The organism is Enterobacter sp. YSU (assembly GCF_016082135.1).
GTDB classification, from domain to species: Bacteria; Pseudomonadota; Gammaproteobacteria; order Enterobacterales; family Enterobacteriaceae; genus Enterobacter; species Enterobacter hormaechei_C.
In genome coordinates, this window is sequence record NZ_CP059487.1 from 609,730 (window position 1) to 634,860 (window position 25,131).

Below are 25,131 nucleotides of genomic sequence, written 5' to 3' on the forward strand. Positions count from 1 at the left end.
AGCCGGACCGAGGCATCGCTGAAAGCCCTCAGTTATTCTGAGGCAACGTTATAGCTTTTGCTTTCAAATTACTGGGGTAGCCTCTCCCCACGGGGAGAGGGCACAAACATCAAAAACGGTTTTGCGTTTATTCCGACCAGAGCCACGCCGCGCCGCGCACTCCGCTGGAATCTCCGTGGACGGCTTTGCGGATCGGCGTTTCGCACTCGCCGCCAAATACCCACTGTTTCACCAGCGTTGGCACCGTGGCGTACAGCCGGTCGACGTTGCTCATGCCGCCGCCCAGTACAATCACGTCGGGATCAAGAATATTGATCACATGCGCCAGTGACTTAGCCAGCCGCATTTCGTAGCGGCTGAGCGCCAGTTCAGCCACCGGATCCTGCTCCTCAACCAGACGCATAATCTCGTTACCTTTCAGCGGCTGACCGCTCAGACGATGATAATCGGTGGCAAACCCCGTGCCGGAAATAAAGGTCTCAATACAGCCCTGCTTGCCACAGTAGCACGGTACTTCGGCGCGGTATTTGAGTTCATCTTCATCCATCCACGGCAACGGATTGTGCCCCCACTCGCCCGCGGTGCCGTTGCCGCCAATATGCGAGCGCCCACCGAGGGCCACGCCCGCCCCGCAGCCGGTGCCGATAATGACCGCAAATACGGTCTGCGCGCCAGCCGCTGCGCCATCCACGGCTTCAGAGACCGCCAGGCAGTTGGCATCATTCGCCAGACGCACTTCCCGGTTCAGGCGCTGGCTTAAGTCTTTATCAAACGGCTGACCGTTGAGCCAGGTGGAGTTGGCGTTTTTCACCACGCCGGTATACGGCGAAATGGAGCCGGGGATCCCCATCCCGACCGTGCCCGTCTCGCCCGTTGCCTGCTCTGCCATATCGACCAGGCGGGCAATCGTCTCTATGGTCTGGTGATAATCATCGCGCGGCGTAGGCAGACGGTGGCGAAACAGTTGCTCCCCCTGCTCGCTCAGCGCAATAACTTCTGTTTTGGTGCCGCCCAAATCAATCCCAATACGCACAAGACACTCCTCATTATTTTGATTATCAACAGAGTAGAAGCCCGCTTCCCGATTAGCAATGCAAGCGATGCGACAATTCGTTATCATGCCCGCTGATTTAACGACAAGGCCGTGGAAATTATCATGCTGTGGTTCAAAAATTTGATGGTTTACCGTCTCAGCCGCGACGTTTCGCTGCGTGCAGAAGAGATGGAAAAACAGTTAGCCGCTTACTCCTTTACCCCTTGCGGTAGCCAGGATATGGCAAAAACCGGCTGGGTTCCGCCAATGGGTTCTCAAAGCGATGCGCTGACCCACGCCAGCAGCACGGGGCAAATCATCGTTTGCGCCCGTAAAGAAGAGAAGATCCTGCCGACGCCCGTGGTTAAGCAGGCGCTCGAAGCGAAGATCTTCAAGCTGGAAGCTGAACAAGGCCGTAAGCTTAAAAAAACCGAAAAAGATTCGCTTAAGGATGAAGTGCTGCACTCGCTGCTGCCGCGCGCTTTTAGCCGCTTTAGCCAGACCATGATGTGGATCGACACCGTGAACGGGCTGATCATGGTGGACTGCGCCAGCGCCAAAAAAGCGGAAGATACGCTGGCGCTGCTGCGTAAGAGCCTTGGCTCATTACCGGTAGTACCGCTGGCGCTGGAAACGCCGATTGAGCTGACCCTGACCGAGTGGGTGCGCAGCGGGACTGCCGCGCAGGGCTTCCAGATCCTTGATGAAGCAGAGCTGAAAGCGCTGCTGGAAGATGGCGGCGTGATCCGCGCGAAGAAACAGGATCTGGTGAGCGACGAAATCGCCGTGCACATTGAAGCGGGCAAAGTGGTGACCAAACTGGCACTCGACTGGCAGCAGCGCATTCAGTTTGTGATGTGTGATGACGGCTCCGTGAAGCGCCTTAAGTTCTGCGATGAACTGCGCGATCAGAACGAAGATATCGACCGCGAAGATTATGCTCAGCGCTTTGACGCAGACTTTATCCTGATGACCGGCGAGCTGGCGGCGCTGATTCAGAACCTGGTGGAAGGTCTCGGCGGCGAAGCGCAGCGCTGACAGGCAAAACGCAGGCCGGGTAAGCGAATGCGCCACCCGGCATGCTTTTATTTCAGATAGCGGCACAGATAAGAGGTTGGCTCTGCAACCTGCAAATGGAACTCGCTGTGGCCCGGCACGTTGAAGACCTGCCCGGCACTGTAGACTTTCCACTCCGTTTCACCCGGCAGCAGGACGTTCAGCGCGCCGCTGACCACCGTCATCTCTTCCGCTTCTGCGGTGCCAAAGGTGTATTCCCCTTCCGCCATTACGCCGACACTGGCGCGGCCAGTGCTGCTGCTGGTAAAACCAATGGATTTCACTTTACCGGAAAAGTATTCGTTACTTTGAAGCATGAACTGGCCCTTATATTTATTGAGAAAAATCCACTATAGGGGCCATGCTCATGACCTGTCACGCAAAATCATTACACCAGTAATTCTGACGCCAGGCGCGCCATCAGGACGTTAGAGAGCAGCACCGGAACATCCAGCGCCTTTTGCAGTAAATCACGATGCCGCTGATGGAAGCCCAGGCAGTCGAGCATCAGGACATCCGCCCCTCTGTCGATCAACTCCTGCCCGGCCGCAATCAGCTTCGCTTCGCTGTCCCAGAACGGGTTTGCCAGTGCGTACAGCGGGGTGTGCTCCAGCGCGGCCCACTTCACCGTCTGGTTATCCAGCAGTTCCTCAACGGGAACGATGACCCCAACCTGATGACCATCAACAATTGAGGCCACCAGCGGGGGGATAATCCGCATCGGTTCGAGCAGAATGGCATTACGCGCGCTGAGTCCTTTAACGGGTGCCGTGCTCATCAGCAAAATAACGTCATAATCCTGATTGTCGAGCACTTCGATCACGCCCTGTAGCGCGCGCTCGATTTTCTGGCGCGACACATGCGCCAGTTTACCGTCACTGAGTAACGTTGCCAGGGGATCTTCCCCCTCTCCGACCGCGTAGTCTTCCATGACCTCTTCCCGACTGAGCTTCCCTAACAGACTGAGATGCGTAATTTGTTGTTCAGAGACATGCTCGGTTAAGAGCGGTAATACTTCGCTTACAGGCACCACACCAATCGTGAGGATCGCCAACGTCGCCTTCATTTTGATCGCCTTCCGTTACTACCACAACTGCCACACAAGTACAGGCTCACTACGCTGCACTGTTCATTTTTTCAACAAAACAGCACCAAGGGTAGCAGGGGATCTCTACACCGTAATGTAAAGATCGACTGGCCTTTCCGAATCCACCTGTAATAACTAAATATTAACTGCTGCTTAACATCAGCGATATGTTAAAAGTGTGATTCAGGCACGGTTGTAACGAATTCGGATTCCTGTCAGGACTTCTCAGGATCCTCATAGCGCCGTTTCGCATCCAGCGCTTCCTGTTCGGTTTCATGTTCGCTGATCAGCGAATCAGGTTTAGGGTGATCGGCACGCAGCTGGTACCAGGTTACGGTCTGATCGCCGTTACCTTTTTCAACGGTAACGATGCGGGCTTCACGTGGATAGGGAGGTCTGGTTGGCATAGCTCATCCTTTTTTTATGTCTGAGCTATGAGTATAGACGGCTGTTAGCTGGCGCAAGCCAAACGCAGGGCGGTAATAATCTGAATCGCAACTTTCTCGGGTGACGCCGACGCATCCACAACGTGGTGTGCCGCCTCGCGGTACAGTGCATCGCGTTCGGCAAGGACGTCGCTGACCTCTTCACTCAGCGGTTTCGCGGTCAGCGCCGGGCGCTGTCCCTCTTCCGGAAACGCCTCCAGCCGCCCCACCAGCGTAGAAACCGGGGCACAGAGGTAGATCACGACACCCTTTTCGCGCATAAACTGGCGGTTATACGGCGCCAGAATAATGCCCCCACCGGTCGCGATCACGGTTGACGGCGCGGTCACCGCTTCCAGCGTGGCCGTTTCACGCGCACGAAAGCTCTCCCAACCCTCATCTTCAACGATATCGGCGATGGTCTTACCGGCATTCTCCTGGAGCCAGTGGTCAGTATCGACAAACTGACTCTGGCACAGACGCGCCAGCTCCAGACCAACGGTGGTTTTCCCACAGCCGCGAGGGCCAACTAAAAAGATGGGTGGGTTCATAACCAGGTGTTCCCCTTGCTGCCGGATAACTGAAGGCTGTAAAGAAATGATTGCAGTAGATGTTGCGCTAACTTTACTGCAAAGCGGTACGGAATGACAAGCCTGTGGAAGCCACACTGTACCACAAAACCGACCGGAGGTGGGCTACGCCGGGCGGCGCTTCACTTCCAGCAGCCATTTATCCAGCTCGGCGGCAAACTGCTGGCGATCGCGCTGCGACAGGCTGTCCGGCCCACCGGTTTGCACGCCGCTGGAACGAAGCGTATCCATAAAATCACGCATGGTGAGCTTCTCGCGGATCGTTGCCGGCGAATAGCGTTCTCCGCGCGGGTTCAGCGCCGCCGCCCCTTTCGCCAGTACATCGGCAGCCAGCGGGATATCCGCGGTGATCACCAGATCTCCTGCGTCACACAGGCGTACTATCTCGTTATCCGCCACGTCAAACCCGGCCGGAACGCGCAGAGAACGGATGTATCTGGAGGGCGGCACGCGGATATTCTGGTTCGCCACCAGCGTCAGCGGCATCTGCACGCGCTCGGCAGCACGAAATAAAATCTCTTTGATGACATTCGGACACGCGTCCGCATCAACCCAAATCGCCATAGTCTCTCCCCATTATGATTCTGGTGACTATTGTCGCCTGCATTTCGTTGTTAAGCTATCAATGAGAGATAACAACGCATAATAACGGAGAGACGTGATGGATAAGAAAATCGGGTTTATCGGCTGCGGAAATATGGGCAAAGCTATCCTCGGCGGACTGATTGCCAGCGGGCAGGTGCTGCCGGGGCAGATTTGGGTCTATACCCCATCCCCGGATAAAGTCGCGGCGCTGCGTGATGAGTATGGTGTCAACGCTGCCGAAAGCGCACAGGACGTGGCTCAGGTGGCGGATATTGTCTTTGGCGCCGTTAAGCCGAATATCATGATTAAAGTCCTGAGCGAGATCACCTCCAGCCTTAACAAAGAGACCCTGGTGGTATCGATTGCCGCAGGCGTGACCCTCGATCAGCTCGCCCGCGCGCTGGGCCACGACCGTAAGATTGTTCGCGCCATGCCAAACACCCCGTCGCTGGTGAATGCCGGTATGACATCCGTTACCCCGAACGCGCTGGTCACATCTGAAGACGTGGCGGATGTACTGAATATTTTCCGCTGCTTCGGCGAAGCGGAAGTGATTGCCGAACCGATGATCCACCCGGTAGTCGGCGTGAGCGGCTCTGCCCCGGCGTATGTCTTTATGTTTATCGAAGCCATGGCCGATGCCGCCGTACTGGGTGGAATGCCGCGCGCGCAGGCCTACAAATTTGCAGCGCAGGCGGTGATGGGTTCGGCCAAAATGGTGCTGGAAACGGGTAAACATCCGGGCGAACTGAAAGATATGGTGTGCTCACCGGGGGGCACAACCATTGAAGCCTTGCGCGTGCTGGAAGATCGCGGGTTCCGCTCCGCCGTGATCGAGGCGATGGAAAAATGCATGGAAAAATCAGAGAAGCTCAGTAAGTCCTGATGCGCTACGCCGGGCGTCAGGCGGCCACTTCGGTGCGGCCCCGTCCGGCATTTTTGGCTTTATAGAGGGCCACGTCCGCCGCCTTTAGCCATTCACGATAGTGGGTGAACTGCGCCCCCCAGGGAGCAACCCCAACGCTGATACACAACCTCGCCATAGGTGCTCCGTGCAGCGGCATGTTGACCAGCCGTTCGTGGACGCGCGACATCGCAGCAATCGCGCTGTCGGCAGGCGTGCCGGACATGATCACCGCGAACTCATCCCCGCCAAAACGGCCAATATAATCGCCTGAGCGCAGGGTCAGCTGAAGCTGGCGCGTGATGGCGACAATCGCTTCATCCCCCACGTCATGCCCCCAGGTGTCGTTGATCGTCTTGAAGTGATCGATATCGATGAGCAGTATCGTCGCCTGTCGATGGCTGCGACGGCAGGCCTCAAATTCGTTACGCAGCAGCGTTTCCCAGTGACGGCGATTGAATACGCCGGTCATTCCGTCGCGGGTACTCATCAGCTCAAGCCGACGCTTATGCTCTGCCAGACGGATCGCCGTGCGGTGGCTGAGCCAGGCAAACAGTATGGGGTAGACCACCAGCACGGGGAGCGTCAGCCACAACGCCAGCGGTTCAGAGGTCAATACCACAGGAGTACCCGTGGATTGCACGGTGAGCAGAGCAGACAGAGCAAGCAGCGCGAGTCCTGTCAGAAATAACCGACATCCCCCCGATCCCATCATATTCATGCCAATCATCACGATCAGCGCCGCCGTTGGTAGCGCATTGAACCCTGTTAGCCCCATCCAGACACCGGCAATAATGGCATCGATTTTCAGATTAACAATTTCACTGCTGTGGGGTTCAGCCGAACGAAAAGCCAGCTGCCAGGCCAGATGGGGCCAGACAAAGACCCAGCCCACCAGCAATAACCACCAGACGCCGGAAAGAAACTGGCTCACCAGAACGCTGGCAAGCGGAACAAATAGCGCCGCCAGACCAACGATGCGTGCCAGCCGTATTCGCCGGGCAAATCGCAGACCGGAACGGTATGAATCATCCTGAGAAAGCTGCTGGTGCCACGCTTCCCGAATGTTCTCGTGATTGTCATAAAACTCATCATTCATCATTTTTGGGAATATTCTGAAACATTTTCCCAAATTATAGAGAGGGGGATAGCGGGGAAAGTATGAAATTTTGGGTGAGCCACAGCCGTGACTCACCCGTTAGCACTACGCCTGTTTTTTGAGGCACGCGCTCATAAACTTGCTGCGATCGTCGCCTTTCAGCATCTGCTGTGTCGCCTGGGCGTTGCACTCACGCATTTTTTGCTGCTGTGGGGTCAGGCTTTTTTCACCGGGTTTAGCCGCACCATTTTTAAGGCAGTCGCTCATGTACGTTTTACGGGCATCCCCTTTCAGGCTTTGCGATGTCGCCTGTTGGTTACAGGTCGTCATGCGCTGCTGCTGGGGCGTTAACGTTTTCTCTTCCGCGTGTGCTGAGGCGATCAGACACAGGCCAGAGAGCAGGGTAACCAGTATTGTTGTTTTCATTGCACCATCCTTTATGTGAAGTTCCACGTTAAGTCTGGCTCGTTACGGGAAAAAAACCACCCTGCGACTCTGATTTTCGCCGGGCTCTGCGGTTATTTCAGCCCTGTATCGGCACAATATTCATTAACCGGTTTCGCCGGGGGGGAGGCGGTAATTAATAACAGAAATTATGCGGTGAAAGGTGTGCTCTGTCTCAATTTAATTTTCCCTGCATAAATGTGTAAAAATAAAAACAGAGCGACGCCAGGCATCCTGCATGACAATTCTGTGACACGTCATTTCACCTCAGACAGGTTAGCTGCGAGGATGCCTTAAAAGCTTCTTTACGTATTGCTGAAGCAGCTCCGCATCTTCCGCAGGCACCTGGGAATCAGGACGCGCTTTTTCCAGCGCGCCTTCAACATTGTCGATCAACGCCTCCTGCTCCGGTTTTGCCATCTGTCGCAGCAGCGCCGTCACAACGATTTCCAGCGCCTCGACCTGGGCAACCAGCTCTTTCGACTCTTCTTCCTTTTGGGCAAGCTTAACCAACAACTCAGCAATGAGATTTTTCATGGTGCTATTTCCTTATGTGATTTCCCCTGAAATTAACACCCTCTCTGAATAATGAAAAGCATGGATTGGCTTTATCTTATGCAAAAGTGACATCGCTGCCAAAAAAGATATTTCAGCGCGAAAGCGAAACGTTTTCCTGAAAGAAAGGCGCCGCATTTCGTTATATAAAAATGCGGCGTTCATAAGAATAAATAATATATTATCGTGTTTACCGGGCCGACTTTGCCTCAGCGATTCGCCTGCGGCGTCGCAAGGCAAAGGCCAGTTGAATAATATTCAGCAGGACCACCACCGCCGTCGCGGCAAATACCCAGCGGAAACCCGCCATCGCCGAGACCGAGGCGCCGATAAGCGGGCCTGCTACGTTGCCTAAATACATGAACGACTGGTTGTAGCCAAAAATGCGGCCGGTTACCTGGTCACTGGAATATTTCACCAGCAGCGTCTGAACAGCGGGCAGCATGGCGCCATCTGCGAAGCCAAGCAGGAAGCGCAGGATGCCGAGCTGAAGAGGTGTGGTGACGAATGACATGGCAAAGAAAAGGATCACCGCAATGATGAGCGTTGCCATCAGAATACGTGCCGTACCGATCCTGTCGCCCAGTTTCCCCAGACGCGGAGCAGACATCAGCGCCGACACGCCCGGCACCGCGGCAATCATCCCGCTCAGAAAAGCAATGTTGCTGCTGTCCGGCGCCATCGACTTGATAAACAGCGCCAGAATCGGCCCTACCGAACCGTTACAGAGCTGGATCACCATCGTCGTCACAAAGAGGCTAATCATCAGGCCAGGATAAGGCAGCGAGGCGAAAACCGCTTTTCCGCTCAGGCGTTCGGATTTACTGACAACAGGCCGCCCGCCCTCTTTAATCAGAAAAAGGGTGACCAGAAAGCTGATCGTTAGCAGGATCGCGGTAATGATAAAGACCGCACGCAGCCCGACATGGTCCGCCAGGAAGCCGCCGAGCAGCGGGCCGCCAATGACCCCGCTGATCTGGGCCGTGGAAAGCGTGCTGAGCGCCCAGCCGCTTCGCTCACGCGGTACCTGTGAGGCCACCAGCGCCATGGCATTCGGAATGTAACCGGAGGTCAGCCCCATTATCGCCCGCAGAATAAACAGCTGCCAGACGTTGGTGGCGAAGGCCTGGAGCAAAATGGCTATCGCCATCCCCAGCGAGGCGCGGAGCAGCATCAACTTGCGCCCCTTGCGATCCGCCAGGCTGCCCCACATCGGCGACACAATGGCGGAGACCAGAAACGTCACGCTGAACGTCAGGCCGGACCACATCGAGAGCGCTTCATGGGAAGTCACTCCCAGCTGCGACACATACAGCGGCAGGAAGGGCAATATCTGGCTGATAGCCAGTCCGGTGAAGAAGCAGCCGAACCAGACTGAAATGAGATTAACTTTCCAGGATTCCATAACAGAAATAGTCTTCATTTTTAGGCGAATTCGCCGACAGATTAGCAAGTTACGCGCAATGACATAGCGCCAGAGATGCGGCCTTGCAGACTTTGGTGTTTTATCTTCCCAGTCATCATATTTGTGAAATAAGTCACAATTTATCCAATTTTTGGCGGAAGATTATGCTTCATCGACATAATCCATAGCCGCGCATCCCCAGATGGAAATGGTTGGCATGGGCGGCATTATAGTCCGGCCCCAGACCGTTACCGTAATAGCCACAGCTTGCCGAGAGCAGGGCCTGTAGCCAGGGCTGCGTCTTTTCCGCTTTCCAGCCGTTCAGGACGGTAACGCGCTGTCCATTTGCCAGCCTGAAAGCGCTGATATCCAGCGCATCCGCCGTGGCATGTTCGCTGCGCCGCGCATCCGGGCGGCTGTAGATATTGCGGCAGGCGAAGCTGCCCAGATGTTCAATACGCGTAAGCTCGCTTCCGGTCCAGGTTTTGGTGAGCGGTCGGGCCTGCTGGCTGACAAACAGCGCCGAACTTAACGCCAGCGGACAACTGGCCAGAAAGCTGCTGTTCAGGCTCACCGGGCCAAAATCGCGCACGCGCACCACGTTACTCAGCGGACACTCACCGGCGCTGTCAGCGACAGACTGGGTACGGATAAGCTGGCGTTGATTCGCCTGCGCTAACAGGCTTTCGCATGCCTGCGGTGTTAAACGTCGAAGTTTAAACTGGGTTATTTTTCCGGGCGGATCGTCAAGCGTAAGCGGCACGAAAGGATTGTAATACGGCGGCAACCAGCGGTAGCCCACCGTGGCGATCCCGGCAATAACAATAAGAATAAGCAGACCTTTTCCTTTCACGCGCCCCCCTTCAGCATCCCCAAAACATTATGGCAGAAGGCCGCGAAACCCGCCGGGCATCGTGGTATGTTATGGGCTTTTCGTCAGACTGGAAGAGAGTGAGATGGCAAAGCAGCGCGTAGGTATTGTCTTTGGGGGAAAATCGGCAGAGCACGAGGTGTCATTGCAATCGGCTAAAAATATCGTTGATGCGATTGATAAAAGCCGTTTTGACGTGGTGCTGCTGGGCATTGATAAACAGGGCCAGTGGCATGTTAACGATGCCAGCCAGTATCTGTTACACGCTGACGATCCGGCGCACATTGCCCTTAATCCTTCTGATGTCAGCGTCGCAACGGTTCCAGGCGTGGAACAGGGACAGCTTATCGATGCCGGGAACGCGCAGGCGCTGGCACAGATTGACGTAGTGTTCCCTATCGTTCACGGCACGCTGGGCGAAGACGGCTCTCTGCAAGGCATGTTGCGGATGGCAAACCTGCCGTTTGTCGGTTCCGATGTGCTGGGCTCTGCCGCCTGCATGGATAAAGACGTCGCAAAACGTCTCCTGCGCGACGCCGGTCTGAATATTGCGCCGTTCGTGACGCTCACTCGCGCCAACCGCGATAAACACAGCTTCGCGCAGATCCAGGCGCAACTCGGCCTGCCGCTGTTTGTGAAACCGGCGAATCAGGGCTCGTCCGTCGGCGTCAGCAAAGTCACCAGCGAAGCGCAGTTTAACGATGCCGTTCGTCTGGCCTTTGAATTTGACCATAAGGTGGTGGTTGAGCAGGGAATTAACGGTCGTGAAATTGAGTGCGCCGTACTGGGCAACGACTTCCCGCAGGCGAGTACCTGTGGTGAAGTGGTACTGAACAGTGACTTCTATTCCTACGACACCAAATATATTGACGACAAAGGTGCCCAGGTTGTGGTTCCCGCCGCGCTCGATCCCGACGTTAACGACAAGATCCGGGCGATCGCCGTTGAAGCCTATCAGGCGCTGGGATGCTGTGGGATGGCGCGCGTCGACGTGTTTCTGACGCCGGATAACGAGGTGGTGATTAACGAAATCAACACTCTGCCGGGCTTTACCAATATCAGCATGTACCCGAAGCTGTGGCAGGCCAGCGGGATAAGCTATCCGGAACTGATCACCCGCCTGATTGAACTGGCACTGGAGCGCCACGCCGCTGACAGCGCCCTGAAAAGTTCCGTTAACTAACGCTTAGTCAGCTTTCTCCGCCGTCGTCGTCTCATCGGGACGACGGCGGATAATAAATCCCGCCAGCCAGAAACTGATTACCCAGGTTACCAGCCCAACCGCATAGGTTTGCCAGCCTTTCGCTTCAAATCCCAGCAGCCCGACAACACCGTTGAGAATAAAGATCAGCCCGATCGCAAAGGCGTAGTAATGCCAGTCACGGCGTAATTTGGAAGTGAGCTTCATGACAACTCCGGCAGAAAAAAACTATCCTCTCACAGTTTGATAATGGCGTCTGTGGCGGATACGTAAATTCTGAAATGCAGCGCAGTTTCACTTATGTTATCAATTTGTGACGTGATGCAGAAATCGACAATCCAGGAGAAATCCTGAGCCGAATTTCCCACGATTCTGATATTGACAAATGCTATGACCTGTCACACTCACCCTGTACGACGCGTATTAAAACAGAGTGATATTATCGGGAGGTCTTATGGCAGACTTTACATTGTCGAAACCGATTTTTGGCGGAAAACAACCAAAAACCTCCACGGCGGGGAATATTGCCTATGCCCTGTTTGTTCTGTTTTGTTTCTGGGCAGGAACCCAACTGCTGAATATGCTGGTGCATGCCCCTGGCGTGTATGAGCATCTGATGCAGGTGCAGGATACAGGCCGCCCGCGCGTTGAAATCGGTTTAGGCGTGAGCACCGTATTTGGACTCATTCCCTTCCTCGCGGGCAGCATGGTTCTGGGCGTGATTGCCCTTGTCCTGCGCTGGCGCAACCGCCACTGATTACAGTCCCATACAGCGTGCCCGACGATCGTCAACGCGTTTCGCGAACCAGGCGGTCGTCAGGTTACGCGTGATCTTCGGGCTTTCCAGCTGAATGCCTGGCAGAATGGCTCTGGGTAAAGCCTTTCCACTTTTCTTCTCGGCCAGCGCAAAGACCTGCTTATACAGATCCGTTTTCTCAAACGCCAGGCTGTCGCCCTTCTCCAGCTGTCGGCGAATGTCGCTGTTGCTCATCTCCAGCTTCGTCGAGAGTTTTCGCACCGCACGTTCGGTGGTCCCGGCCTCACTGCTGCCGTAAGCAATGAGATCGCCGTCCAAAGCGAGCTTCACACCGCTGGCGCGGCTTACCGCATTCTGGAAGGCTGCATTTCGGCTGGCATACCAGCCCGCGTTAAAGTCGGCAAAGCGATACAGCGGTTTATCGTAGTTGGCCGGATAATTCAGCAGGTGATACGTCCCAAACCACAGCCCACCGCGCAGGGAGAAGACCTCCTGACGTACCGTACCGTCGATATCCCACGGATAGCCGTCGGTATGCTTTTCCGCAAATGCGATACTGACCTGCATCGGACCGCCGGTATGCACCGGATTCAGTGAGCCAAACAGCTTCTGCCCCATCGGCACCATATTGATGAAATCATCGAAAATGGCGCTAAGCTGTTTCTCGGTTTTCACCGTATCCAGCCGTTCACTGTAGCTTTTACCGTTTGGCGAGGTGATTTTAAGGGCGGTATGCACCAGGAAAACCGGGATATGCATCGATTCGGCCCGGCGGTCGATCTCCTTCCAGGCGATTTTGTTCAGGCCAGGCACTACAGGATCTGACTGATACATCGATTCCTGCTGCGCCACCGCGAGCACCGAGCAGATATTCTCCTCGGTAGGCGCGATCTTCTGGCTTTTGAAGGTCGCGGCCAGCGCATCAGCCCACTCACTGCGATCCTTCACGCTGGCGGGCATTTTTTGCCGCACCACGCTCGCCACATCAACGGGCTTCTCCCCTTCTTTGAGCGGGGCAGCCCCTTTTTCGGCACAGCCCGCCAGCACAAAAGCGGCGAGTAACGTCAGCGGTAATGCACGTGGTACGGCAAATGGCATAGCAATTCCTTTTTAACCTAATGTATGGGTGACTTCCTGCACGTCCTTATCGTCCAGCTCACGCTCGAAACTGCGTAAACGTTTGTAGATGGACATCAGCTCCACCAGCGTAGTCCAGGAGCTGATCAGATACTGGAACGAACCGCGAACCTGACCAAAGACGTTGGTGATTTGGGTCATCAGACCGAGCGTAATCGTACCCGCAACGATGGACGGGAACAGCAGGAACAACCCGAAAACGTTATCAACCTGAAGATAAAGAATGCGCGCGATATTGAAATACATGTAATGGAAATAGAGGCGGAAATAGTTACGACGTACGGCGCCAAACAGCTCACGCACGGTAGGCGGTGACGCACGGTTGGCATCGTCTTCGCCATACACCAGTTCTTTACGGTAGGCCGCTTCCACGCGCTGGTTTTTAAACTCCAGCCCCGGCAGCTTGATCCCCACCACCGCCAGCAGCCCCGTTCCCATCAGCGACCAGACAATCGCAGCAATCACCAGGCCGTATGGCAGATGGCCGACAATCGGCAGCTCCGGAACGTGCGACGAGAGCGTCACCAGCACCGGCAGGAAGGCGATCAGCGTCATGATGGCGTTGATAAAGCTCACTCCCATATCTTCCAGAGTAGAGGCAAAACGCATGGTGTCTTCCTGCACACGCTGTGCGGCACCTTCGATATGCCGCAGGTGCTGCCAGTGCGCCATATAGTGTTCGTTCATCGCGGTACGCCAGCGGAACACATAGTGGCTGACGAAAAAGTTATTCATCACGCCAATCACCACGGCGATAAGGGCGATGCCGAGGAAGATCCCCACCTCATGGTAGAACTGGTTAATGGTCACTTTATGCGGCGAACTCAGCGCCGTCTGGATCAGATCGTAAAACGGCGCATACCAGGCGTTGACCGCTACGCCCACCTCCACCAGGAACCAGGTGACAAAGATGATTAACGACGTGCCGAGAATCGACCAGTATTGCCAGCGGTGAGGAGAATAGACGAACCAGAACATGGCAAAAAGCCCTACGCAGAGCACGTAATAAGCGTAGAAAAGCAGATAGCTCATGGACCAGAAGCGCGCTGCGCTAATGGGAATGTCGCCCGTTGCCCCCGTAAGACGGGTCAGCCACGCGCCGCCACCGGCCTGCCAGAAAATGACAGCCAGCAGTGCCCAAATAAATGCCGACAGGAAAAAGGGCCCCGGCTTTGGGAAAAAAGACTTAAACATTGTGCTTCCTTCTTGTTGTTATGGCTGTTGCTGTGTTCAACATATCGCCACACGAAACCTTGCCTGTGCCAGACTCCCGGCTCAGGCAAAAAAGTGAGACCTGCGGGTGAATTATTAGTTCGCTTCACAGTTTTCAGGAATTGTTTCGGTGCGTTTCATTCGCAACAGCGATCGTAGCGTCTATCATACGGTCGATGTCACAAAATGGGAGCCACGCCGCAAGTAAATTGTTCAAATTTACCCACGGTTACGTTTTTCTCGCTATCGTTATGCAAATCGGGCCATTGCCCGACGCCGATTAGTAGTATAACTACCCGTAACTTTCCTTATTCACTTGATGGATGCTTTTCGTTGAAACGTTGTCTGCTCTCTATCGCCGCGCTGTGTGCGGTGAGCCTGTCCACCGCCCAGGCAGCACAGCCTCTGACGGCCCCGGTTCTGGCCTCTGACATTGCCGATCGCTACGCCAACCTTATTTATTACGGCAGCGGTGCGACGGGAATGGCGCTGGTCGTGATCGACGGTAACCAGCGGGTGTTTCGCAGCTTCGGTGAAACACGACCGGGAAATAACATTCGTCCGCAGCTGGATTCCGTTATCCGTGTCGCATCGATAACCAAGCTGATGACCAGCGAAATGCTGGTGAAACTGCTCGATCAGGGCGTGGTGAAACTCGACGATCCGCTCAGCAAATATGCACCGCCCGGCGCTCGCGTTCCGACATATCAGGGAACGCCGATCAGACTGGTGAATCTGGCGACCCATACCAGCGCCCTGCCGCGAGAACAGCCCGGTGGCGCTGCGCATCGCCCTGTCTTTGTCTGGCCAACCCGCGAGCAACGCTGGAACTACCTGAGCACAGCAACCCTGAAATCGGCCCCGGGCTCGCAGGCCGGCTATTCTAACCTGGCGTTTGATCTGCTGGCCGACGCTTTAGCGACGGCGTCGGGTAAGCCTTACCCTCAACTGTTTGAAGAGCAGATCACGCGTCCGCTCGGGATGAAAGATACCACTTACACCCCTTCCCCGGACCAGTGCAAGCGTCTGATGGTGGCGGAAAAAGGGGCCAGCCCGTGCAATAACACGCTGGCTGCCATTGGCAGCGGTGGCGTTTACTCTACGCCTGGCGACATGATGCGCTGGATGCAACAGTTCCTCTCATCGGATTTTTACGCGCGTAGCAATCAGGCCGACCGAATGCAGACGCTCATCTACCAGCGTGCTCAGCTACGACGCGTCATTGGCATGGATGTTCCAGGTAAAGCCGATGCCCTCGGCATGGGCTGGGTGTATATGGCGCCAAAAGATGGCCGACCTGGGATTATTCAAAAAACCGGTGGAGGTGGCGGATTCATCACCTACATGGCGATGATTCCGCAATCAAACGTAGGCGCTTTTGTGGTGGTCACCCGGTCGCCAAATACACGCTTCGTGAATATGAGTGATGGCATAAATAACCTGGTGGCCGAGCTGAGCGCCAATAAAGCGCAGGTGCTTACGGCCTCTAACTGATCTCAATAGTCCGTGGGCAAACGGTTGATACTGATCAGTTTGCCCCGGCTCATATTGATGTAGTTCCCCTGTCGCAGCGCCGCCAGAACCTCAGCAACGACCGAACGAGAAATACGAGTGCTACGCTGAATATGATTCATAACACCAATTTTTGAACGTAGCGTGTCATCCCACTCGGCCATATTGATCAGCATCGCCCGGATTTGGCTATAGGAATTATTTCCGACCAACTGCATGTCACGTTTTCCCAATAAATGGTTAAGCCATGACAGCCAGCAGAAAGCCTCTTGCCAAAGTTGCGCGTCCTGAATAAGCTGGTACGCGTCAGATGCCGGTAAATAAAATCCGGTACAAGGCGTCTGTGCCATCAAAGAATATTCAAGATAGTTTTCATTTATCCATGCGCTTAAACCGTGGATATACGGTGCCCGCGCAATACCCATAAGTAATTCGTCTGATTTACGGTGGACGGCCGTCAGGCCGGATTGTATGACAACGGTCAATGGTTCATCATCATTATTGCCGGTAGTTATTAATTGTTGTGGTTCGATCTTAAATGGGGTACCGGCGACTTCCAGACACTTTATGAGCCGGCTTAATTCAGAAAGTGGTTTCGCATTAACGTTCATGCATACCTCAAGTCATCTGTATCTGTCGGTTCTTTATTATTTTTAAAGCACATAAAAAAGCGGGGGAAAAATCCCCCGCGCTTTTCTCTTACCAGGTATATTTCACACCCAGGTTTGCTCCCCAGTTCTGGTCAACGTCGCCGCCGCCCAGATAAGTCGCATCAGTGTAAGCACTGAAGTTTTTCGTGAAGCTGAACTGAGTGCCCAGTCCCACGCGAACCGCAGAGCCTTCCACGCCGTTATCAATGCTGTCATTGTTGATATCAGCATTGTTGTCGGCATCGTCATACACGTAAGCCAGTTTGAAGTAAGGCGTTAATGCCTGCTCGCCGCCGTAGTTGAAGGTATAACCTGCATCCACGCCGAGTTCATAACGCATACTGTCGTAAGACTGACCATCGATACGCATGTCGTTGCTTAACTGGTAGTCATCACCGGACTGGAACAGGCCAGAGATCGCCGCGTAAGGCGTGACGTAGCCAGACAGGTTTGGTTTCCAGTCATAGCCCAGTTTCATCCCGAAACCAACGGCGTCAGTCGTGGTATTACCGTCAACATACTGACCGTTGCTCATGGTAGCAGAGAGGTCGTTGTTGAAGCGGGTGTAGCTCAGGGAGCTGTCGAGGAAGATGTCGTTCATGAACTTCGCCGACGCGTAGATCATCGCAGTCTGGCTGTCCTGATCGACCTGACCAGTACGATCGCTGATATCACCCTTCGCGAAACCAGCCGCACCACCGACCATCCACTTCGCGTTATTACCGTCGATCTGAGTATCCAGACCTACCATAATGCCGCTTACGTCCTGATCGTAGCTAACGGTGCCATTATCCGCGTCAAAGTTGCCGCCGAAATAGCTCACCCATGCGCCGCCGTTATCTGCCAGGCCATGACGGCTGTTGGTCAGACGGGTACCCACGGTATCCTGTTGCAGATTCCAGATGTTGGTATTAGCAGAAGGAATGCTCAGCGCCATGTTGGCGTAGTCAGTCAGCTCTTCCTGCTGGAGAACAACGGTGTCGCCCTTCTGCTGCGCCTGATAGGTGTATGCACCTAAATCAGCTTTGTTTGCCGCAGTAAAGCTGGCAGCGGTATCCGCGTTATTGTCATAGACGCGAACGATCTCTTTGTTTTCGTAGTCAGCTACGGAGCCTGCGCCGGTCGCATCGTCGATGCGCACTTTATAGTTACCGGCAACGTCACCGTTCACCGCCAGATGGCCGTCAGAGTTCAGCGCGACAACACCATAGTCGTAGTCCGCTTTGGAGCGATCGTTGGTGATATAGCGTGCGTTGTTCAGGTCGCTGTTCAGCACATAATCACGGCTGGCAACGTTAAGCACACCGCCATCGGTCAGCACCATATTGTGCGTATCAACCTGACCCAGACCCAGCGCCAGCTCTGCACCGTTGTCCACGGTAATGGTGTTGGCATACAGCTCAGCTGTCTCTTCAGTGAGTGCAGCACGGCTGTAGCTATCCAGATACAGGCTGTCGGTAGCTACACCACCGCTGTCGCCAATATTCAGGCTAGACGCATTGGTCAGGGTGATGGAATCTGCCAGCAGGCCGGAGTTTTCAACATTGACCTGAGACTGGTTGTTCACCGTCAGCGCGTCGATGTTGGAGATCTTACGGGTATCCCACTCGGAACCGTTATCCAGCGCCACGTTGAACAGGCCGCTCTGATAAACTTCTTCACCTGCAACATGACCGTTGCTGTCAAAGGTAGAATCAGGCCAGATGCTGTTTGGAGAAAGCGTGTGCCAGTCTACATCGCTGTAGCCTTCACCATACATCTGCGCCGTGCCGATGGCCTCAACGCTGGACTGCGCGGCGCCAACCCATTTACTGCCGTTGGTCAGCGTGACATCCAGCTTGTCGGTATCATCCCAGCCGTTGGTAGTTGGGTTATAGACGCCGTCATCGGTGGTATCCGTTGCCGGATCGCCATTCTCGTAGAAGTTGTTATCAAAGGTGCTGGCGAAAAGGATGTCGCCGGTAATGGTAGAGTGATCGAAGGTAGCGGTGGTCTGCATAGCGTTATCAGACGCGCCAGCAACAACGATCAGCGCCGCATCATCCGCAGCCGTGGCGTTGGTTTCACCGTAGTCGCTCGGCTTCGCCGTTTGACCGTAGAAGCCACTGGTACCCAGATCGCTGTACGCACCAGAGGTCAGCACAGAATCTTTCACCACCAGCGTATCGGTAAAGATATTGCTGCTGTTAGCAACCCCTTCAACACCGTCGTATGGCGTGTTATCCAGCTCCTGATAACCCTGCGTCAGCGTGATGCCCGCGATATGGGAGTTGTTCTGAATAACGATATCAGATTCAACGTCCAGCGTGATCGCGTTACCCAGACCATAGGTGTCCAGATAATGCGTTTCAGTGGTTTCACCATTGACGACATCGTAGGCGTAATGCTCGTAGGTATCGTTGATGGTGGAGTTATCAACAGTCAGGCTAAAACGATCATACTGGGTATGAGTGGTACCGTCAGTATCCACGCCATCTGCACACGTCGTGGTCATACACTCTGACGTGATCATGCCGTTAATGGTGCTGTTAGAAATACTCAACGCGTTCGCACGGCCATTGACACCATCATCAAGATAGTATGTCGAAATAACTCCGTTTACGGTTGATTTATTGATGACTGGATAAATGTCACCATCATGTGTGGCATCTGAATAATCCCAGTCAGCATAACCATAATACCAGGGCGTGGACGCGGTATTGTCATAGCCAAAAGTATTATATGTTGTGCCGGATATATCTTTCGCATTGGCCTGAGAAGCGATAGCCAGTGTGCAGGCTAATGCAAGTTGTGATACAACCAGTTTCTTTTTCCATATTTGCATTGGGTCATCCCTCCTCAGGGACGTAAGCAAGTTTGTCCATCAAATCATTTAGCAACATTAAATTGCGGAAGGAATTATGCAGTTTCACTTCGAAAAGGTTCAATGAATGATTCCATTAAGTCCGTATTCAGACAAATAAGCTTATAAACCCATGGAAATATCAATCATTATGAATAAATATTATAAATTCAAGTGATTGCAAACCACTTTAGTTGCTTCGGCACATATAATAAAAAGCAATAAATCATTTATATTTATAATCCCGAACCAATATAGAAACCTCACCAATATTAAACACCACGCTGAACACCAGAATAAGTTTTATAATATAGACAAAATACATACAGCGAATATTAGTCGATTTCGAAAATCTAAAAGACAACTTTAGTAAAACACCGCTCCCTGCTTTCAGGTACACTATACCTCTTTGTTCCACAAACATCAGGCATACCATGACCGATTTAATTGCACGTCCCCGTCGCCTGCGCAAGTCTCCCGCACTGCGCGCCATGTTTGAAGAGACAACACTGACCTTAAACGATCTGGTGTTGCCGATTTTTGTTGAAGAAGAGATCGATGACTACAAAGCCATCGACGCGATGCCGGGCGTGATGCGCATTCCTGAAAAGCATCTGGCCCGCGAGATCGAACGCATTGCGAATGCGGGCATCCGCTCGGTAATGACGTTCGGTATCTCCCACCACACTGACGCGACCGGCAGCGATGCCTGGAAAGAAGACGGCCTCGTCGCACGTATGTCGCGCATCTGCAAAGAGAGTGTGCCGGAGATGATCGTCATGTCCGATACCTGCTTCTGCGAATACACCTCTCATGGCCACTGTGGTGTGCTGTGCGATCACGGCGTGGACAACGATGCGACCCTGCTGAATCTGGGCAAGCAGGCGGTAGTTGCCGCCGCTGCGGGTGCGGATTTCATTGCGCCTTCTGCGGCAATGGATGGGCAGGTACAGGCGATCCGTCAGGCGCTGGACGCTGCGGGCTTCACCGACACCGCCATCATGTCCTATTCCACCAAATTTGCCTCCTCTTTCTACGGCCCGTTCCGTGAAGCAGCCGGCACGGCGCTGAAAGGCGATCGTAAAACCTATCAGATGAACCCGCTGAACCGCCGCGAAGCGATTCGTGAGTCTCTGCTGGATGAAGCCCAGGGCGCTGACTGCCTGATGGTGAAACCTGCTGGCGCATACCTGGATATCCTGCGCGACATTCGCGAACGCACCGAACTGCCGCTGGGCGCCTACCAGGTGAGCGGCGAGTACGCGATGATCAAATTCGCCGCGCAGGCGGGTGCCATCGACGAAGAGAAAGTGATCCTCGAAAGCCTGGGGGCGATCAAACGCGCGGGCGCGGATCTGATCTTCAGCTATTTCGCGCTGGATCTGGCTGAGAAGAAAATTCTGCGTTAATCCGCTTTAGCGCCGGGTAACGACTTCGCCTTACCCGGCCTGCTCTCTGCACTAATCTTCACCAAACTGCAATACAAACGACATCTCCTCCTTCTACTGTCTGGGCAAGACGGCAGGAGGAGTGATCAATGTTTAGTCTCGACAGCGTTCTTGATGACCTTTGGCCTCAGGCGAGGCCCGCACCCTGGCAAAAAAGTCTGTTAAAAAGACTGCTTCACGAAGACGAATTTCAGCAGTTTGCCGCCAGCCACCGTCACCTGAAAGGGCTGGATATGGTGGAGCAGGTTCTGGAACACCTTGATATTCACTGCTCCGTTTCCGCCCGCGACCTCGAACAAATCCCCGAACACGGCCCACTCATTGTGATAGCGAACCACCCCACCGGCACCCTGGATGGGCTGGCGCTGCTGTATGCCGTTTCCCGCGTGCGACGCGACGTGAGGGTTGTTACCAACAGGATGCTGTCCCACCTTGAGCCCCTCAGTTCATTGTTTATTCCCGTAGATAATATGGGCGGCAGAACCGCAAAAGCCTCGCTGATACAGATGGAGCAGCACCTGCAAAACGCCGGCGTGCTGATCTTCTTTCCGGCGGGCGAAGTTTCCCGCCCAACGCGCAAAGGCATCCGCGATAAAAAATGGCATCCGGGCTTTATCAAGCTGGCCGGCAAACTACGGGTGCCGCTACTCCCGGTACATATCCAGGCGCACAACAGCCTGCTGTTTTATGCCAGTACCCTGGTCTCGCCAACGGTATCCATGCTGCTGCTGATGCAACAGATGTTTCGCCGCCGTCACAGTCAGCTGCCGATCAAAATCGGCCAGCAGATTGCCTGGAATGAGCGGTTTAGTTCTACCCTTTCATCGCGTGAGATGGCCGAGCAGTGTCGTCAGCACGTGATACGTCTTGGCAAGGGATTGCCTGGCGTCTTTAAAACCCAGTGCGCCATTGCCCGCCCGGAAGACAGGGCGACGCTCAAGCGCGAACTGGCGCAGGCCGAGTGTCTGGGCAAAACCAGCGATGGTAAGGCCATCTATCTTTGGCAGCGCAACGGGCAGGAAGAGGCGCCTCTGCTGCGCGAGCTGGGGCGGCTGCGCGAGATTGCCTTTCGTGCCGTGGAGGAAGGCAGCGGGAAGCGCCGGGATACCGACAGCTACGATGATGACTATCTGCACCTTATTCTGTGGGATGACGATGACCTGGAGATTGTCGGCGCGTACCGCTTTATGCCAACGGCCATGCAGGTGGAAAAGCGCGGCGTCGAGGGGTTGTACAGCTACAGCCTGTTCCACTACGACGAAAAAATGCAGGACATACTTGAGCACGGTATTGAGCTGGGGCGCAGCTTTATACAGCCGCGCTACTGGGGGCGTCGCGGTCTGGACTATCTGTGGTCAGGCATTGGCGCCTATCTGGCACGCTATCCCCATTACCGTTACCTGTTTGGTCCGGTGTCCATCTCCGGCGGCTTACCGCCTGCCGCACGGGATCTGCTGGTGGCGTTTTATCGTCTCTGGTTTCCGGCCAGCCATCCCTTAGCCGCCTCGCGTCAACCCTACCCGGCCTCACTTCCGGACGTGCTGGCACAGTTTGGCGGAGTGGATTACGTGGATGACCTGACAAAGCTGAAATCCCTGCTCGGCAACCTGGGTTGCGGCATCCCGCCGCTCTACAAACAGTATTCCGAGCTATGCGAACCCGGCGGCGTGCAGTTTATCGATTTCGGCAGCGATCCGGCGTTCAATAACTGTATCGACGGGCTGGTGCTGGTGGATCTGTGTTATCTGAAGGCAAACCGCTATCAGCGGTATATAGAAGCACACCTTTAGCTCCGTTGCCCGGTGGCGCTGCGCTTACCGGGCCTACAATTAAACGTAGGCCGGGTAAGGCAACGCCGCCACCCGGCAATCAAGGCGCACGGTAAAACGGTTTATCCCCCAGGATCGTCGCCCGCTGCATAATCCTTCGCTGCGGCAGGTAATCCGCATTGGCGTAATGCTGCGTGACGCGGTTATCCCAGATCGCCAGATCGTTCTCCTGCCAGCGCCAGCGCACCTGGAACTCCGGTTTGGTGATGTGCGCGAACAGGAAGCCGAGCAGCGCCTCACTCTCTTTTTCCGCTACGTCCACGATACGCGTGGTAAACCCTTCATTCACAAACAGCGCCTGCTTTCCGGTCACCGGATGGGTACGCACCACCGGGTGCAGCAGCGGGGGATGTTTTGCGACCGCATCCAGCCAGCGCTGGTGCTCCTCTTCGCTTTTGCGGTACTTGTACTCCGGGAACGATTTTTTGAAGTCATGCTCCGCCCGCAGGCCGCTCAGCAGAGTCTGGAGCGGCGCGGAGAGCGCCTCAAACGCGGCAATCCCGCTGGCCCACAGCGTATCCCCACCCGTCTCCGGCAGCTGTTTTGCTGCCAGAATCGCCCCGGCTGGCGGTGTGCCGATAAAGGTAACGTCCGTGTGCCAGTTGTCATTATCGGGCGGGTTATCGTTATGGGTGTCCAGCACGATAATTTCCTCCACCCCTTCCGCATGCGGGTAGACCGGGTGGATATGCAGGTCGCCAAAACGCAGGGCCAGCGCGCGCTGCTGCTGTGGGGTAATGGCCTGTTCGCGCAGGAACACCACCTGATGACGCAGCACCGCGTGGTACAGCTGCTCAAACTGGTTATCGCTCAGCGGACGGGTTACGTCCAGACCCGACACCTGCGCGCCAATATATGGCCCCAGCGGGGTAATGGTCAGTCGTTCACTCATTGTATTTCTCCATGCCAGGGCGTCAGGCGACGCTGTAGCGCGCGCAGTCCCAGTTCTAATCCAAAGGCAATCGCGGCGATCACCGCGATCCCTGCCAGTACCACGTCAGTCGCCAGGAACTCTCCCGCCGACTGCACCATAAACCCAAGGCCGCGCGTGGCGGCTATCAGCTCTGCCGCCACCAGCGTAGACCAGCCCACCCCAAGGCCGATGCGCAGCCCGGTCAGTATCTCCGGCAGCGCGCCTGGTAAAATGACGAACAGCAGTATCTGCGCGCGGCTGGCGCCGAGCGACTGCGCCGCACGTATGCGTACCTGCTGCGCACTCTTTACGCCAGCCAGGGCCGACATGGCTACCGGCGCAAATATCGCCAGGTATATCAGTAAGATCTTTGACGTCTCGCCGATGCCAAACCAGATCACCATCAGGGGCAGGTAAGCCAGCGGCGGGACGGGACGGTAAAGCTCTATCAGCGGGTCGAGAATGCCGCGTACCGTCGGGCTCAGTCCCATCGCGATCCCCACCGGAACGCCAATAATGACCGCCGCCAGCAGCGCCACCAGAATACGCATCAGACTGGCGCCTAAATGCTGCCAGAGCGTGGCATCCATAAAGCCCTGCGGCCCGGCGATAGTAATTAGTTTTTCCAGAACCTGGCCTGGCGGGGGCAGAAACAGCGGGCTGACCCACTGCTGCGCGGCAACCGCCCACCATACCGCCAGCAGCACCACCAGCGTGCTGAGGCTTAAGGTGAGCTGGCGAGAGAACGGCCAGCGTAAGGCAAGGCGCGTCCGCCGCGTTTTTTCACTGAAAACAATGCTCATGAGAACGCCTCCCGTTGCTCAAACACGCGGCTTAAGACGTATTCACGCTGTTCAATAAACAGCGGATCGGATTTGATGCTGCGTACCGGCTCTCCCGCCACATAGCGGCGGGCAAACTCAAGCGGCAGGCGCTCCAGCACGCGGCCCGGCCCCGGCGAGAGCAGCACCAGCTCGGTCGCCATAAACACCGCCTCTTCGATATCGTGGGTAATTAACAGCACCTGCTTGCCCGTCTCGTGCCACAGGCGCAGCAGCAGGGTTTGCATCTGCTCGCGGGTGAAGGCATCCAGCGCCCCGAAAGGTTCGTCCAGCAACAGCAGCTGTGGGTTAGCCGCCAGCGCACGGGCGATCCCGACGCGCTGACGCTGCCCGCCTGAAAGCTGCCAGATAAAGCGTTTTTCAGCCCCCTCCAGCCCGACCTTTTTCAGCATATCGCGCGCCGTACTCAGGCGCTGTTCACGCGCTACACCTGCCAGTTGCAGACCAAACGCAACGTTTTCCTGAACGTTTCGCCACGGGAGTAATCCTTCATTCTGGAAGACCACGCCGCGCTCTGCGCCTGGCCCCGTAACCCGTTTCCCTTCCAGCTGGATCGTGCCGTGCTGATACGGTACAAACCCGGCGATCAGGTTCAGCAGCGTCGTTTTCCCGCAGCCGGACGGCCCCAGCACCACCAGCAGTTCACCGCTGTCCAGCGTCAGGTTGATCTCTTCCAGGGCGGGTTTGCCGCCGTAATCGGCAGACAGGTTTGTAATGTTCAGCATTGCAGCCCC

At 55.2% G+C, this 25,131-nt stretch carries 26 protein-coding genes; 7 read left to right on the plus strand and 19 right to left on the minus strand.

The genetic code is table 11. The features are described from left to right. Positions 1–127 precede the first annotated feature (127 nt). Positions 128–1,033 carry a fructokinase gene (mak, locus tag H2Z33_RS02885; RefSeq protein WP_063135456.1) on the minus strand — a complete coding sequence of 302 codons (906 nt, stop codon included), beginning with the start codon at positions 1,031–1,033 and terminating at the stop codon, positions 128–130. A 123-nt stretch (positions 1,034–1,156) separates the two neighbouring features. Here mak and rdgC point away from each other — a divergent pair, with 123 nt between their 5' ends. Then, positions 1,157–2,071, plus strand: a complete 915-nt coding sequence (gene rdgC / locus H2Z33_RS02890) for a recombination-associated protein RdgC (protein WP_006809928.1) — start codon at positions 1,157–1,159, stop codon at positions 2,069–2,071. 47 nt (positions 2,072–2,118) lie between these two features. Here rdgC and ppnP read toward each other — a convergent pair whose 3' ends face one another. The 5 genes from ppnP to H2Z33_RS02915 form a co-directional block, all read right to left on the minus strand. Continuing rightward, positions 2,119–2,406, minus strand: a complete 288-nt coding sequence (ppnP, locus tag H2Z33_RS02895) for a pyrimidine/purine nucleoside phosphorylase (RefSeq protein ID WP_003859131.1) — start codon at positions 2,404–2,406, stop codon at positions 2,119–2,121. 71 nt (positions 2,407–2,477) lie between these two features. Continuing rightward, entirely contained in the window at positions 2,478–3,155 is a 678-nt protein-coding gene (locus H2Z33_RS02900) for an AroM family protein (protein WP_003859133.1), read from the minus strand. A 236-nt stretch (positions 3,156–3,391) separates the two neighbouring features. After that, positions 3,392–3,583 carry a protein YaiA gene (yaiA, locus tag H2Z33_RS02905; RefSeq protein WP_003859135.1) on the minus strand — a complete coding sequence of 64 codons (192 nt, stop codon included), beginning with the start codon at positions 3,581–3,583 and terminating at the stop codon, positions 3,392–3,394. 44 nt (positions 3,584–3,627) lie between these two features. After that, a complete protein-coding gene (gene aroL, locus H2Z33_RS02910) occupies positions 3,628–4,152 on the minus strand; it encodes a shikimate kinase AroL (RefSeq protein WP_017383154.1) in 525 nt (174 codons plus the stop codon). A 144-nt stretch (positions 4,153–4,296) separates the two neighbouring features. Continuing rightward, positions 4,297–4,755, minus strand: a complete 459-nt coding sequence (locus tag H2Z33_RS02915; protein ID WP_003859141.1) for a YaiI/YqxD family protein — start codon at positions 4,753–4,755, stop codon at positions 4,297–4,299. 97 nt (positions 4,756–4,852) lie between these two features. On the opposite strand from H2Z33_RS02915, the gene proC reads away from it, so the two are divergent. Further along, positions 4,853–5,662, plus strand: coding sequence for a pyrroline-5-carboxylate reductase (gene proC, locus H2Z33_RS02920; RefSeq protein WP_063135457.1), 810 nt, complete (start codon positions 4,853–4,855; stop codon positions 5,660–5,662). Between the two features lie 16 nt (positions 5,663–5,678). On the opposite strand, the gene adrA is transcribed toward proC, so the two are convergent. The 5 genes from adrA to H2Z33_RS02945 all read right to left on the minus strand — a co-directional run bounded on the left by adrA (position 5,679) and on the right by H2Z33_RS02945 (position 10,036). Then, entirely contained in the window at positions 5,679–6,782 is a 1,104-nt protein-coding gene (adrA, locus tag H2Z33_RS02925; RefSeq protein WP_023296005.1) for a diguanylate cyclase AdrA, read from the minus strand. 102 nt (positions 6,783–6,884) lie between these two features. After that, positions 6,885–7,205, minus strand: a complete 321-nt coding sequence (gene psiF, locus H2Z33_RS02930; protein ID WP_015571316.1) for a phosphate starvation-inducible protein PsiF — start codon at positions 7,203–7,205, stop codon at positions 6,885–6,887. Between the two features lie 294 nt (positions 7,206–7,499). After that, positions 7,500–7,760: an anti-adapter protein IraP gene (gene iraP, locus H2Z33_RS02935; RefSeq protein ID WP_003859148.1), complete on the minus strand. Its 261-nt coding sequence runs from the start codon at positions 7,758–7,760 to the stop codon at positions 7,500–7,502. A 208-nt stretch (positions 7,761–7,968) separates the two neighbouring features. Further along, positions 7,969–9,183, minus strand: coding sequence for a multidrug efflux MFS transporter (locus H2Z33_RS02940; protein WP_015571317.1), 1,215 nt, complete (start codon positions 9,181–9,183; stop codon positions 7,969–7,971). Between the two features lie 169 nt (positions 9,184–9,352). Continuing rightward, complete coding sequence (locus H2Z33_RS02945) at positions 9,353–10,036, minus strand: extensin family protein (protein WP_032647385.1); 684 nt, start codon at positions 10,034–10,036, stop codon at positions 9,353–9,355. Positions 10,037–10,139: 103 nt separating this feature from the next. Between H2Z33_RS02945 and ddlA the strand changes: the two genes are divergently transcribed. Further along, on the plus strand, positions 10,140–11,237 hold the full coding sequence (gene ddlA / locus H2Z33_RS02950; RefSeq protein ID WP_047746105.1) for a D-alanine--D-alanine ligase: 1,098 nt from the start codon (positions 10,140–10,142) through the stop codon (positions 11,235–11,237). Between the two features lie 3 nt (positions 11,238–11,240). Here the strand turns inward: ddlA and H2Z33_RS02955 are convergent, their stop codons facing one another. Further along, positions 11,241–11,462 carry a DUF2754 domain-containing protein gene (locus H2Z33_RS02955; protein WP_015571318.1) on the minus strand — a complete coding sequence of 74 codons (222 nt, stop codon included), beginning with the start codon at positions 11,460–11,462 and terminating at the stop codon, positions 11,241–11,243. 247 nt (positions 11,463–11,709) lie between these two features. Between H2Z33_RS02955 and H2Z33_RS02960 the strand changes: the two genes are divergently transcribed. Next, the gene (locus H2Z33_RS02960) at positions 11,710–12,012 is read left to right on the plus strand and encodes a DUF2755 family protein (RefSeq protein ID WP_003859159.1); all 303 of its coding nucleotides are present in this window, start codon (positions 11,710–11,712) and stop codon (positions 12,010–12,012) included. Here the strand turns inward: H2Z33_RS02960 and H2Z33_RS02965 are convergent, their stop codons facing one another. Next, complete coding sequence (locus tag H2Z33_RS02965) at positions 12,013–13,110, minus strand: DUF1615 domain-containing protein (RefSeq protein WP_017383149.1); 1,098 nt, start codon at positions 13,108–13,110, stop codon at positions 12,013–12,015. 12 nt (positions 13,111–13,122) lie between these two features. Beyond that, on the minus strand, positions 13,123–14,343 hold the full coding sequence (sbmA, locus tag H2Z33_RS02970) for a peptide antibiotic transporter SbmA (protein WP_003859162.1): 1,221 nt from the start codon (positions 14,341–14,343) through the stop codon (positions 13,123–13,125). Between the two features lie 351 nt (positions 14,344–14,694). Here sbmA and ampH point away from each other — a divergent pair, with 351 nt between their 5' ends. Further along, positions 14,695–15,855, plus strand: coding sequence for a D-alanyl-D-alanine-carboxypeptidase/endopeptidase AmpH (gene ampH / locus H2Z33_RS02975; RefSeq protein WP_033487706.1), 1,161 nt, complete (start codon positions 14,695–14,697; stop codon positions 15,853–15,855). Positions 15,856–15,857: 2 nt separating this feature from the next. On the opposite strand, the gene H2Z33_RS02980 is transcribed toward ampH, so the two are convergent. After that, positions 15,858–16,484: a helix-turn-helix domain-containing protein gene (locus H2Z33_RS02980; protein ID WP_015571320.1), complete on the minus strand. Its 627-nt coding sequence runs from the start codon at positions 16,482–16,484 to the stop codon at positions 15,858–15,860. An 88-nt stretch (positions 16,485–16,572) separates the two neighbouring features. Further along, positions 16,573–19,347 (minus strand): autotransporter outer membrane beta-barrel domain-containing protein, encoded by a 2,775-nt coding sequence (locus H2Z33_RS02985; RefSeq protein ID WP_063135458.1) that lies wholly within the window; start codon positions 19,345–19,347, stop codon positions 16,573–16,575. Positions 19,348–19,799: 452 nt separating this feature from the next. On the opposite strand from H2Z33_RS02985, the gene hemB reads away from it, so the two are divergent. Together hemB and H2Z33_RS02995 are read left to right on the plus strand one after the other, a co-directional pair. Next, positions 19,800–20,774 carry a porphobilinogen synthase gene (hemB, locus tag H2Z33_RS02990; RefSeq protein ID WP_015571323.1) on the plus strand — a complete coding sequence of 325 codons (975 nt, stop codon included), beginning with the start codon at positions 19,800–19,802 and terminating at the stop codon, positions 20,772–20,774. 128 nt (positions 20,775–20,902) lie between these two features. Next, the gene (locus tag H2Z33_RS02995) at positions 20,903–22,603 is read left to right on the plus strand and encodes a lysophospholipid acyltransferase family protein (protein ID WP_047637572.1); all 1,701 of its coding nucleotides are present in this window, start codon (positions 20,903–20,905) and stop codon (positions 22,601–22,603) included. A 79-nt stretch (positions 22,604–22,682) separates the two neighbouring features. Here the strand turns inward: H2Z33_RS02995 and tauD are convergent, their stop codons facing one another. The 3 genes from tauD to tauB are packed head-to-tail and all read right to left on the minus strand — an operon-like array spanning position 22,683 to position 25,122. Next, positions 22,683–23,534 (minus strand): taurine dioxygenase, encoded by an 852-nt coding sequence (gene tauD / locus H2Z33_RS03000; RefSeq protein ID WP_033487708.1) that lies wholly within the window; start codon positions 23,532–23,534, stop codon positions 22,683–22,685. After that, complete coding sequence (gene tauC / locus H2Z33_RS03005) at positions 23,531–24,358, minus strand: taurine ABC transporter permease TauC (RefSeq protein ID WP_017383144.1); 828 nt, start codon at positions 24,356–24,358, stop codon at positions 23,531–23,533. The genes tauD and tauC overlap by 4 nt, the downstream gene beginning before the upstream one ends. Continuing rightward, positions 24,355–25,122, minus strand: a complete 768-nt coding sequence (tauB, locus tag H2Z33_RS03010; RefSeq protein WP_017383143.1) for a taurine ABC transporter ATP-binding subunit — start codon at positions 25,120–25,122, stop codon at positions 24,355–24,357. The genes tauC and tauB overlap by 4 nt, the downstream gene beginning before the upstream one ends. Positions 25,123–25,131: the final 9 nt, after the last annotated feature.